The organism is Rhizobium sp. NPDC092011 (genome assembly GCF_044756305.1).
Classification (GTDB): Bacteria; Pseudomonadota; Alphaproteobacteria; order Rhizobiales; family Rhizobiaceae; genus Rhizobium.
Window position 1 is genome coordinate 832,000 of sequence record NZ_JBIVSO010000001.1, and the last position, 11,785, is coordinate 843,784.

Here is an 11,785-nt window from a genome sequence, read left to right on the forward strand (position 1 = left end):
TCTTTTCGGGACGAAATCATGACGACAATTTCGGACGTGGCGACGAGCCGTGGGCAGGGCAGATATAAGGGTCTTTCCGCCCGGCATCGCGAGTGGGTCGCGGGCTATCTGTTTGTTTTACCCGATGCGCTCGGTCTTTTTCTTTTTCTCGGCGTGCCGATGTTTCTGTCGCTGGTATTGAGCGTCTACGAAGTCAATGGCTTCGGTGGTTACAATTTCGTCGGCGCCAAGAACTACATTCGCATCTGGCATGACCCGCTATTCTGGAAGGGAGCAAGAGTGACTGCGCTCTATGCGCTCATGCTTGTACCGTCGCTCTATGTCAGCGGATTAGGCCTTGCGTTGCTCGTGCAGCAGACCAATCGCTTCAACGCCGTCATGCGTTCGATGTTCTTTGCCCCGAATATGGTCAGCCTTGTGGTCGTGGCGCTTGTTTGGCAATTCATGGTCATCGACAAGATCGGTATCGTCAATCAGGTCCTGCCGACGCTCGGCCTCGCCCCCATCTCCTTCCTCGGCGATCCCAATTTTGCCCTTGTGACCGTCGTGCTCGTCAGTGTCTGGTTTCTGATGGGTTTCTACATGCTGATTTTCCTGGGCGGGTTGCAGGATATTCCGAAGGAGTATTACGATGCCGCGATGATAGACGGTGCCGGGCCAGTCGAGCGCTTCCGGTTCATCACGTTGCCGCTTCTGAAACCAACAAGCTTCTTTGTTCTCATGGTCTCGATGGTTGCGGCCGTTGCGGGCGCGCAGGCTTTCGACATCATCTATGTCATGACCAAGGGCGGTCCGGCCAATTCGACAGCGGTGTTGATCGTCTACATCTACCAGCAGGCCTTTTCGTTCGGTGCCTTCGGCTATGCTGCTGCTATGTCGTCGATTCTCGTCATTGCACTCATGATCGTAACCGCCATTTTCTTTATTATGACCAGCGGGGGACGTTTCGACCATGCGGCATGATCCATCCAATGGCTACTTCGCAAGATCGCAGGTCACATTGGTGCGGTGTCTGTGGATGCTGATTGCAGCCATGCTGGCGCTTATGACACTATTTCCACTGCTGTGGATGGCATCGATCGCGTTCAAGCCAGCGGCGGAGTCTTTCTCGTCCGCGCTTATACCGGAATCGCCAACACTTGATAACTTTATCTATGTGCTGACGGGGGTGCCTTTCATCCGTTATATGCTCAACAGCTTCTTCGTCTCGGCGACAGTTACGATCATTGCGCTATTCTTCCACACGATGGCGGGCTATGCACTGGCGCGGTTGCGGTTTCCAGGGCGTGAAATCATCTTTCTTGCTATCTTCTCTACATTTCTCGTCTCGCTTCCCGTTGTGATCGTTCCTTTGTTCATCATCGTGAAGGCGATGGGGATGATCAATTCTTATGCAGGTCTCATCGTTCCCGCGATCTTCAACGCTTTCGGGATCTTCTTGCTGCGACAATATTATCTTTCCCTGCCACGCGAGATCGAGGAGGCTGCCGTAATCGATGGCGCCGGTTACTGGCGGATCTACTGGAGCATCATCCTGCCGCTGAGCCGCCCGATGATCTCGGCGCTCGCCATTCTATTCTTCCTTGCGAACTGGAACTCGTTCCTGTGGCCATTGACCATCACCTCAAATCCCAATCTGTGGATGGTTCAAGTGGGCATCGCCAACTTCAAGAGCCAATATTCGGCATCCTGGAATTACATGATGGCGGCCTCGACGATCGTTGCCATCCCCACCCTCGTTCTCTTTGTGATTTTCCAGCGGCAGATCATGGATTCGCTGAAGACCAGCGGCCTGAAGTAGCCGCCCTCATCCAAGACAGGAGACATTCATGAGCAATCTTGGCCTTTCACCCTTGCGCGGGTTGGCAAAACTACGTGACGCAAAGACGCGCCGCTTTTCAAGCTATGACCGCACCGGCGGCAACGACGATCGCTTCCACGTCGAGCCGGGCAAGACCGAGATCATTGCCGAACATGCAGGTGCCGGTATCGTCACCCATATATGGGCGACGCTTGCCTGCGAAAGCGAAAACTTCCTGCGCAAGATCGTCCTTCGCGGATATTGGGACGGCGAGACAGAACCCAGTATCGCGGCGCCAATCGGCGATTTCTTTGGTATGGGCCATGGTCGCACTGCGAACTACGCCAGCCTGCCCATGCAGGCGAGCCCTGAGGACGGCAAGGCGTTCAACTGCTATTTTCCGATGCCTTTCGGCTCTCATATGAAGTTGACCGTCACCAACGAGGCCGAACACGACCTGTTACTCTATTATTACGTCGACCTCGAACTGCACGAAAAGCTGGAAGAGGGGATGGGCCGCTTCCACGCGCAATATCGCCAATCGCGGCCGCAAGGGATGAGCGACACAGGTCTTACCAACGAGGAATATCTCTTCGGCGGCGAGAATGTCGACGGGAGGGAAAACTACACAATTCTGGAAGCCGAGGGGCAGGGGCACTATGTCGGCGTCCTCTACAGCGTCTATTCCCGCCGCCGTTCTGATGTGTGGGACTGGTACGGCGAGGGAGACGACATGATTTTCATCGACGGTGAGCAAGGTCTTTCCGTGCCGGACACGGTGCGCAAGCCCGATCCGCGCATAGGGCCGAAAGCAACGCTGATCGAACCGCGCGCGGAATCATCATCCGGCGCCAATGATGCCTGGCCGCCGACACTGCATGGCACGGGAACGGAAGACTATTTCAATACGGCATGGTGTCCGACGCAGGATTACAGCGCTCCCTATCACGGCATCATCTCCGCCGGCGGCCCGAACTGGACCGAACCGGTGACGCTCTATCGCTGGCATATCGAGGATCCGGCCATCTTCCAGAAGCACATTCGCGTAACGATCGAGCACGGTCATGCAAACCGCCGTTCCGACGATGTTTCCTCCGTCGCATTCTGGTATCAGGCCGAACCGCACAAGCCGTTCGCGGCTTTTCCAGACGTCACTGAACGCGTGCCGACTTTTCGCCGGCCGTTCAAGGAGATGGAAATCGCCGTGAAAAAAGCCAGGGGATGAACCCTGGCTGATTTCGTGGTGCCCGCTTGGCGTTAGGCTGCGCTTACTCCGAACGGTATGGCCGCTTCGCTGCGCGTCAGGGCTTCGGCGGCTTCGATGATCGCGTGGGTGTCGATGCCGAAATGGGCATAGAGATCAGCAATCGTGCCCGTTTGGCCGAAATGCTCGACGCCGAGCGAGACGGTTCTGTGTCCGTGTACCGACCCGAGCCATCCGAGCGTTGCCGGATGGCCGTCCGTAACGGTAATCAGGTTGGCCGCACGTGAAACGCTGCCGAGCAGCGCTTCGATATGGCTATGAGCACCGGGATGTCCGTGTCGACGGGCGCGTTGCGCTGCCGTCCAACCGGCATTCAGCCGATCGGCCGAGGTGACAGCCAATACCGCCACATCGCCATAGGTTTCCGCCATGTTTCCAGCCGCCATCAGTACCTCCGGCGCAATGCAGCCTTGATAGGCAAGCACGATGCGGGTGCGGGCGGAAGGTTTGCGCAGCCAATAAGCTCCGTCGATAACGCCTTGTCGGAACGCGGCGTCCTCACGCCGCAGCGCAATCTGCTCCAGTGGACGTGTGGTCAGGCGCAGATAGATCGAGCCGCCGGTTTCGTCGCGAAGCCAGGTCCGAGGGTCGTGCGTCGCGTCGCCATCGCGCTGCATATAGTCGAAGGCCCAGTCCATGATGATGGAGAGTTCGTCGAGATAAGCAGGCTCGAAGCTTGCCAGCCCGTCCTGGCTCATGCCGATGAGTTGTGAACCGATCGACTGGTGCGCTCCGCCTTCAGGTGCCAGCGTCACGCCGGAGGGCGTGCCGACGATCATGAAGCGTGCGTCCTGATAGCAGGCGTAGTTCAGCGCATCGAGGCCGCGCGCCACGAAGGGATCGTAGACGGTGCCGATCGGCAGCAGCCGCTCGCCGAACAGGGAGTGCGAGAGGCCCGCTGCCCCAAGCAGCAGGAAGAGGTTCATCTCGGCAATGCCGAGCTCGATGTGCTGGCCGGCCGGGCCGAATTCCCATTTCTGCGTCGACGGCACGCGCTCGTCACGGAAGGTATCAGCCAGCTGTTCGCGCGCGAACAGGCCGCGGCGATTGACCCAGGGACCAAGGTTGGTCGAGACGGTGACGTCGGGTGCGGTGGTGACGATACGTGCGGAAAGCGGATCATTGCGCTGCGCAAGTGCATCCAGGATTTTGCCGAAGCCGGCTTGCGTCGACAGTTCGCGATCGTCGAGGAACATCGGTCCGGGCGGTGGCAGCGCCGGAGCGCTGAAGCGCCGCCTGCCCTCGGCAAAGAAGGGGACCGTCTTGAGGAATTTGCCGACAGCCTCTGGCGAGCGGGTCGCGCCGAATTTCTCCCATTCCTCGCCCTGCTTCACGCCGATGCGGCTCTGGAAGGCCTCCATCTGCGCCTTGGTCATCAAACCGGCATGATTGTCCTTGTGGCCGGCGAGCGGCGTGCCCCAGCCCTTGATCGTATAGGCGAGGAAGACCGTCGGCCGGTCATGGTCGATGCTTTCGAAGGTGTCGACCAGCGTCTGGAGGCAGTGGCCGCCGAGATTGTTCATGAGGTCGGAGAGTTGCTCATCGCTCCGCGCGGCAAGAAGCTCGGCAACTCCGGCTTCGGCGCCGATCTCGTCGGTGAGGCGCTTGCGCCATGCGCTACCGCCCTGGAACGTCAAGGCGGAATAAAGCTGGTTAGGGCAGCGGTCGATCCAGCCGCGCAGCGCCTCGCCGCCGCGCTCATTGAAGGCGGCCTGCTGGAGCGCGCCATATTTCAAAACCTTCACATCCCAGCCGAAGGCGGTGAAAATGCCTTCGATACGCTGCCACAAGCCTTCGCGCACCACGCCGTCGAGGCTCTGGCGGTTATAGTCGATTACCCACCAGGTGTTGCGCAGATCGTGCTTCCAGCCTTCCTGCAGGCACTCGTAGATGTTGCCCTCGTCCAGTTCGGCATCGCCGACCAGCGCGATCATCCGTCCGTCGGGGCGTTCCTTCGACCATGATTTGGCAGCGATATAGTCCTGCACGATCGAGGCAAAGGCGGTGATCGCAACGCCGAGGCCAACGGAGCCCGTGGAAAAATCGACATCGTCGATGTCCTTGGTGCGGCTGGGATAGGATTGCGCGCCGCCGAAGCCACGGAAATTCTGCAGCTTTTCCTGCGTCTGATTGCCCATCAGATATTGGATACCGTGGAAAACGGGCGAGGCATGCGGCTTGACTGCGACGCGATCTTCCGGTCGCAGGACATGGAAATACAAGGCGGTCATGATCGAGACCAGCGATGCGCATGAGGCCTGGTGTCCTCCGACCTTTACCTCTCCCTTTTCACGCAGGTGGTTGGCATTGTGGATCATCCAGCATGCGTGCCACAGAGCCTGGCGCTCCAAATCCTTCAGGCGTTCCAGCTTCGCTGGCGTCAAGGACGCTCCCCTCATCGTCGACTCTCTCCCTCATGTGCGACTTTTTCGGAATGCTACACCTGAATTCGAGGTTAAATTGGTCTCAGTTGACCTGATTCGGAGAAAATGCGAAATCTTCGTTCGAAATATTGTCAGTTTCCGGTCAAACATGCCTATATCGAAGCCATCCCTCGACGCAGCCACCATTCGAATTCTCGATCTGTTGCAACAGAATGCCGAAATGAGCATCTCCGACCTGGCCGAGGCGACGGGTCTTTCGGCTTCGCCCTGCTGGCGGCGCGTGAACGATTTGAAGGAGAGCGGCGTCATCAAGGGATCGGTGGCGCTTGTCGATGCGCAATCGCTCGGCTTGGCGGTCAACGTGTTCGTACAGGTGTCGCTGAAGCAGCAAGACCGCGAATCGCTCGACGTGTTCAACGCGGCCATCAAGACGAAACCGGAAATCGTCGAGTGCTACCTGATGACAGGTGAAGCAGACTACATGCTGCGGGTGGTGGTCGAAGACCTTATGAAATTCCAGGCTTTGGTGGTCGATTTTTTGACCCGTATTCCGGGGGTTGCCAATATCCGTTCGAGCTTCGCACTCAGCCAGATCAAATACACAACGGCGTTGCCCACCGACCATCTCAAGGTCAAGTCATAGTCGCGATGTGACGCCCGATTTGCGCTTCAAAGCTGCCGCGAGCGAATGAAGAACAGCAGGTAGATTCCACCAATCATGCCCGTTGCCAGACCGATGGGGACATTGATCGTCCTTGCGGCCGTCTGGCAGGCAAGGTCGGCCCCCAGCAGCAGAGTGGCGCCGAAGAGACCGGCCGGAACGATGTGAAACTGCGACACTCCAAGAATCCGGCGTGCGAGATGAGGGGCAATCAACGCCAGGAACGCGATCGGACCCGCCGCGGCAGTGGCAGATGCGGTCAGGACGACACCAGCCAGCATCATGGTCAGCCGCGTGGCCTCGACCTTGACGCCGAGCTGCCGTGCGAGGTCATCCCCCATCTCGATCAGCCGCAGCGGACGAAGGAAGATCAAAACGAGGGGCAGAGCAAGGGCGAGGGAAGTTGCGGCCATGCCGACATGCGCCCAGCTTCTCGCCATCAGCGAGCCCGATAGCCAGACTTGCGCCGCCATGGCCCGATCCAGGTCTCCGGCAACCAGGAGGAGCGTGTTGAAGCCGCTGAGAAAGGCTCCGGCTCCGATACCCACGAGCACCAGACGCGGCCCTTCTGCCGATCCCCGGCGCCTTGAGGCTCCATAGACGAAGAATGCGGTGATCAAGCCTGCTGCGACGGCCGATAGGACGATCTGCGCCGCGCCTGCGCCCAGCACGATGATCTGAAGAATGGCGCCCGTTGCGGCGCCCGTCGAAAAGCCGAGAATATCGGGCGAACCGAGCGGGTTTCGCGCGACGGATTGGAAAATCGCACCCGCCACGCCCAGCGATGCGCCAACCAGCGCGGCGGTCAGCACTCGTGGCAATCTTATGTCGACGACGACACGCAGCAGCCTGTGATTTTCCTCGAAGCCAACCAAGGCTCTTGCGATCTCGATGAAACCGAATTTCATCGAGCCGGTGGCAAGCAGCAATGCGGCAAAAGCCAATCCAGTACCCAGCAGGGCCGCATAAATGAGGATCGTGCTTCTGCGCCGACCTCGGTGTCGCGATGTCGCTTGTGTCATCAGAGCGACCGTCTCAGCGCAAGCCGCCGAACCATCAGCACAAAGAGCACGCCACCGAGAAAGAGGACGATTATGCCCGCAGGCACCTCGCGAGGTGGGGCGACGATCCGCCCGATCACATCAGCGGCAAGCACGATACACGAGCCGAAAAGGCCCGATGCCGGCAAGAGCCAGCGATGATCGGAACCAAAAAACAGGCGAGCCAGATGCGGAGCCGCGAGCCCCAGAAAGACGATCGGACCGATCGCCGCGGTTGAGGCACCTGCGAGGATGCTCACCGCCACGCCGGCCCAGCACATAGTAGTCGATGTTTTCGCGCCGAGCGACCGGCTGACATCATGACCCAGGGCGATGACGTTCAGCCGGGAGGAGATGGACATGGCCAGCAGAAATCCGACCGCGACGGCGCCGGCGAGCACGAACGCGACATGAAAGTCGCGCCCTTCGAGCGAGCCCGCAGCCCAATTGCGGAAATTATCCAGAGCCGCGAGCGGAGCGTTGATGATGATGACGCCGGTCATCGAACCCAGGGCGGCTGACAGGCCTGCGCCAGCCAGCAAGAGCCTGGTCGGGTCGAATGCGCCCTGCTGCCATCCGCCAAGGGCCAGAACCGCCACGCCGCCGAACGCCGCACCGGCAAAGCCGAGCCACACATATTGATCGATCCGATCGATACCCAGAATAACGATGCCGGCGATGACGAGGAGTGCTGCACCGGCATTGACCCCAAGCAATCCCGGTTCCGCAAGTATGTTTCGTGTCACGGATTGGGTGACGGCACCCGCGGTTCCGAGCGCAAAGCCTGCAAGGACGCCGACTATGGTCCTTGGAATGCGCAGGCTCCACATCACAAGATGCTCGTCGTCGAGGGGAGTAAACTGAAAGACTGCCGATATGACCGTAGTCAAGGCGATGCTGCGCGAGCCGATCACGATGCTTAAAAGTGCAAGAGCCACCAGCGCCAGGCAAGTGACCGCCAACGCCAATCGATGCCGATATACTCGGACCACTGGGGCGCCCGCTTGAAAATAGCCGTCCTGCGTCACGATGCAGACACTACTGCTCTAGCTGCGTGGCAACGAGGTCGATCATCTCCCGCCCGGAATAATAGTCGATGCGGAAGGACGATTTGCCGAGTGCGAAGACCCGTTTTGCCTTGACGGCTGGCAGGTTCGCAAGAGAGGGATCGCGCATGAATGTTTCCACCTCATTTTCGGTTGCATTCAGCAGATAGAGCGTGTCCGCCGTGGCCGCTGCAGAGAGGTTTTCATGCGAAATGAAGTCGAAGTCGCTCGATCTCAGCACCTTGCTGCGCATGCTTTCCGGCAGTCCGATAACTGTGATGCCGAGCGAGGTCAGAAGCTGGCCTTGGGCGCTTTGCGGTTTGCTGATCGAATAGCTGCCGGCGAGATTGTAGCCGATGATCGTTGCCGTGCCTTTCTGCGGGGGGATCGTCCCGGCGACCTTGGCGACGTATTGATCGAAGCTCTTGATCGCGGCGTCCGCCTTGTCTTCGAGGCCTGTCGCTTTTCCGAGTTCCCTTGCAACCTCCTGCCAGCTGCGGTTGGAATAGTCGACGATCACGACAGGCAGATTCTGCGCGGTAAGTTGCGGTGCATACTGCAGGATGCTGTCTGCGCCTGTCGATGAGCCGATGATGAGATCGGGAGCCGAACCAATGATCGCCTCGATATCGAAGGAGAGGTTGGAGTAGAGCACTTCGACCTTGCGCTCCCGTGCCACGTCGGCCCATTGGGAGAAAAAGCCGCTATCGTCGGTAATGGAGCTGCGCGTCGTTGCCGCGCTTGCGACAAGCGGGGCGTCGATGGCCAGCAATATGCCGGTCAGGCTCGGCGATGTCGAAACGATCTGTGTCGGTTTCGCCGCAAGCGTCGTCGTGCCAGCCGCATGTGCGATCGTTCTCGGCCATCCCTCTGCGCCCGCAGCGCTTGTCGCGAATGCGACCTGCCACGACAGAAGGCAGGCCAAGGCGATGGCTGAGTTGAGGACTCCTTTTGACATGAGGGCTTCCTTATTGGGGCCGATGGGATGGCTCGGCGTCTAATGCTGGCAAAATTAAAATATGAGTATAGAACTCATAAATGTTTGGCCGCCATATTGCAGAACGCGTTCCGCAATGCAATACAGCCGGCAAAGAAATCAGTCTGTCACCCGAGCCACGAGGCGCCAGCGTTTACCGACCAAGCCGGAGCAGCGTCCCGGTGGGATCAACGCATCCATCGGCTCGATGAAAACGGAGCCTTTGCCATGGGTAATGCACATATTCGAATAGGTCTCTGCCTCGCGCCGACATGGCTCAAGGGACAAGCTGAAGAGAGTGGCAACCGAGGCCGTTTCGACCTCGACGATCCTATCGAACTGGCGATCCTGCTGGCCAAGGCTGCCGAGGATGCGAAGCTCGATCTCGTCTTCAAACCCGATTATCTCACCGACGCCCATGCCCGGACGGTGCGCAAGAGGCAAGGCGTCGGCGTCGATCCGACCTTGCTGATGGCGGCAGTGGCCCAGGCGACGCAAAAGATCGGCCTGGTGACCACCGCATCCACGACGTTCAATCCGCCCTACATCATTGCGCGTCAGATGCAGTCGCTGAACTGGATCAGCCGAGGGCGGGCCGGCTGGAATGTCGTCACCTCGATCGAGGGAGCCGAGAATTTCGGTTTTGACGCCATGCCATCGCCGGAAGGGCGTTATCGAAAGGCCGCCGAGTTTCTCGACGTTGTGCACAAGCTGTGGCGCAGCGCTCCCGCGATCGGCGCCAGGAGAGAAGGAGCTTTCGTTCCGGTCGATCATCATGGTGAGTTCTTCAAGGTCAAGGGGCCGTTGAACGTGCCGGAGCATGCGGAAGGCTCGCCGGTTCTGTTTCAGGCTGGCGCTTCCGAGATCGGCAAGGATTTCGCCGCCTCTATAGCCGACGCGACCTTTGCGGCGACGCCCGATAAACAGGTGGCGATCGATCTCCGCGCCGACCTTAGAAGGCGTGCGCAGGCGCAAGGCCGCCGCGCCGACGACGTGCGCGTTCTTCCCGGCATCTACATGTTTCTGGCAGAAACCCGCGAGGAAGCATTCGCCATGCATGAAAGGGCGCACGCGCATCTCAGTCCGCAGATGCGCTTTGAGGCCGCCAAGGCGGTTCTCGGCGTGGACATTTCGCACATGGCGATGTCAGACCGTGTGACGCTTGACGTGGTGGGATCGTCGCTGGGGCCTGTTCGCAGCAAGACCCATGCGGAGCTGCTTCGCCGCTACATAGAGACGACCACTCCGACCGTGGAACAATTGCTCCGCCGGCCGGAAGTTGTCGGCTCTGCCCATTGGGTCTCCGTGGGCACCGTTTCGGACGTGATGAACGAGATCGTGGAGTGGTTTTCAGACGGCGCCATCGATGGCTTTATCGCGATCCCCGGCGGTTCGTCGCAGTCCCTGTCGCTATTTCTCGACGAACTCGTTCCAGGGCTTGCTGCGAAGGGTCTCTTCCGGCACGACTATGAAACATCGACCCTGCGCGGCCATCTCGGCATCCAGGCCCGGGCAGACGCGGTAAGATAGAGCGTTTCCGCCTTTTTTTTGAAACGCGGAGACGCTCTATCCTATTGTTCTTTGACGCATTCCAAACGGAAAACCGCTGCGCACTTTTCCTGGAATTGCTCCAAGTGAGGTCAGGTTCTCGTCTTGCTGCCCGACTCCTCGGTCGCCAGTTGAGCGGCTGAGTCTAGTTTGTCCCAATGCCGTTCGGATTCGGCGGTCTTCACAAAAGAAACCGTCGTAACAACGCAGGCGATATCTCCATGAGCATTGAACACCGGAAAGGCCTTGCCGGTTAGCGCCGAAAAAATGTGCTCGTTCAGTTCGGCACCCTTGTTCTCGACGATGGCCTTCAAGACTGCGTCATCCGGAGGACAGCCGCGAAAGGAGGCCGGTTGGAGCGCCCTGACGGCCTCGATCTGGCTTTTGGGAAGGTAGGCCTGGAAGACGAGGCCGCAAGCCGTATTGTCGAGGGGCAAGACGTCGCCCAACGACACGGTGCTGATCGAAAAACTCGAACTGCGAAACCACTGGACGATTGTGGGACCGCGATCGGTCCAGATGGCGACGCCGCAGCTTGCGCTGATTTGCGAAGCTAGGGCTTTCATGTGTCGGGCGGCGACCTCAACCGGGCTGATGCGCCTGAGTGCGCTTATTCCAAGACTGAGGATGGACGGACCGAGATCGTAGGCACCCGTCATCTGGTCTTGAATGACGAGGCCTTCGCGCACCAGGCTTTGCAGGTATCGGTGAGCGGTCGAGCGGCCCGTTTGCGCCCGGCGTGCCAGCTCGCCCAGCGCAAGTTGACTTTCCGAGGAGGCAAGGACGTTCAGGAAGCGTGTGGCAATCGAGACGGATTGGATAATGCCGGAGCGCTTTTCGTTCTCGCCTTCGCCCGTATCTCTATCCTCGTCGATCTGCATCAGATCCTCCATTCCCGTTCATGCGAAGCGCACCGGAGCCTATTTCTTCCGCCATATCAAGTCACTGCCGCGATTTGGCTGATCACTGCAATCTTCGCGGCATCGCCTTCAACGGACCGGCATCGCGTCGGTTGTGGCGAAACGGCAACATTCTCTCATCTCGGTTGGTGTGCCGCATATCAGA

The 11,785-nt window shown here is 59.2% G+C and carries 10 protein-coding genes; 5 read left to right on the forward strand and 5 right to left on the reverse strand.

Annotation, left to right across the window (positions count from 1 at the left end; genetic code table 11):
• Positions 1-18: 18 nt before the first annotated feature.
• From ACIQJ2_RS03980 to ACIQJ2_RS03990, 3 genes are read left to right on the forward strand one after another with little or no spacing between them, the layout of a single operon-like run.
• The gene (locus ACIQJ2_RS03980; RefSeq protein ID WP_400665531.1) at positions 19-963 is read left to right on the forward strand and encodes a carbohydrate ABC transporter permease; all 945 of its coding nucleotides are present in this window, start codon (positions 19-21) and stop codon (positions 961-963) included.
• Positions 953-1,801: a carbohydrate ABC transporter permease gene (locus tag ACIQJ2_RS03985; RefSeq protein WP_400665529.1), complete on the forward strand. Its 849-nt coding sequence runs from the start codon at positions 953-955 to the stop codon at positions 1,799-1,801. Before ACIQJ2_RS03980 ends, ACIQJ2_RS03985 begins: the two co-directional genes overlap by 11 nt.
• A 28-nt stretch (positions 1,802-1,829) precedes the next feature.
• Entirely contained in the window at positions 1,830-3,026 is a 1,197-nt protein-coding gene (locus ACIQJ2_RS03990; protein ID WP_400665527.1) for a glycoside hydrolase family 172 protein, read from the forward strand.
• A gap of 32 nt (positions 3,027-3,058) precedes the next feature.
• Here the strand turns inward: ACIQJ2_RS03990 and ACIQJ2_RS03995 are convergent, their stop codons facing one another.
• The gene (locus ACIQJ2_RS03995; RefSeq protein WP_400666801.1) at positions 3,059-5,383 is read right to left on the reverse strand and encodes a transketolase-like TK C-terminal-containing protein; all 2,325 of its coding nucleotides are present in this window, start codon (positions 5,381-5,383) and stop codon (positions 3,059-3,061) included.
• Between the two features lie 214 nt (positions 5,384-5,597).
• Between ACIQJ2_RS03995 and ACIQJ2_RS04000 the strand changes: the two genes are divergently transcribed.
• Positions 5,598-6,092 carry an Lrp/AsnC family transcriptional regulator gene (locus ACIQJ2_RS04000; protein WP_400665525.1) on the forward strand — a complete coding sequence of 165 codons (495 nt, stop codon included), beginning with the start codon at positions 5,598-5,600 and terminating at the stop codon, positions 6,090-6,092.
• A 26-nt stretch (positions 6,093-6,118) separates the two neighbouring features.
• Here ACIQJ2_RS04000 and ACIQJ2_RS04005 read toward each other — a convergent pair whose 3' ends face one another.
• The 3 genes from ACIQJ2_RS04005 to fepB are packed head-to-tail and all read right to left on the reverse strand — an operon-like array spanning position 6,119 to position 9,154.
• Positions 6,119-7,132, reverse strand: coding sequence for a FecCD family ABC transporter permease (locus ACIQJ2_RS04005; RefSeq protein ID WP_400665523.1), 1,014 nt, complete (start codon positions 7,130-7,132; stop codon positions 6,119-6,121).
• Positions 7,132-8,142, reverse strand: coding sequence for a FecCD family ABC transporter permease (locus tag ACIQJ2_RS04010; RefSeq protein WP_400665521.1), 1,011 nt, complete (start codon positions 8,140-8,142; stop codon positions 7,132-7,134). The genes ACIQJ2_RS04005 and ACIQJ2_RS04010 overlap by 1 nt, the downstream gene beginning before the upstream one ends.
• A gap of 46 nt (positions 8,143-8,188) precedes the next feature.
• Positions 8,189-9,154: a Fe2+-enterobactin ABC transporter substrate-binding protein gene (gene fepB, locus ACIQJ2_RS04015; RefSeq protein ID WP_400665519.1), complete on the reverse strand. Its 966-nt coding sequence runs from the start codon at positions 9,152-9,154 to the stop codon at positions 8,189-8,191.
• Positions 9,155-9,400: 246 nt separating this feature from the next.
• Here fepB and ACIQJ2_RS04020 point away from each other — a divergent pair, with 246 nt between their 5' ends.
• Positions 9,401-10,702, forward strand: a complete 1,302-nt coding sequence (locus tag ACIQJ2_RS04020; protein WP_400665517.1) for an NtaA/DmoA family FMN-dependent monooxygenase — start codon at positions 9,401-9,403, stop codon at positions 10,700-10,702.
• A gap of 110 nt (positions 10,703-10,812) precedes the next feature.
• Here the strand turns inward: ACIQJ2_RS04020 and ACIQJ2_RS04025 are convergent, their stop codons facing one another.
• Entirely contained in the window at positions 10,813-11,601 is a 789-nt protein-coding gene (locus ACIQJ2_RS04025) for an IclR family transcriptional regulator (protein ID WP_199143224.1), read from the reverse strand.
• Positions 11,602-11,785: the final 184 nt, after the last annotated feature.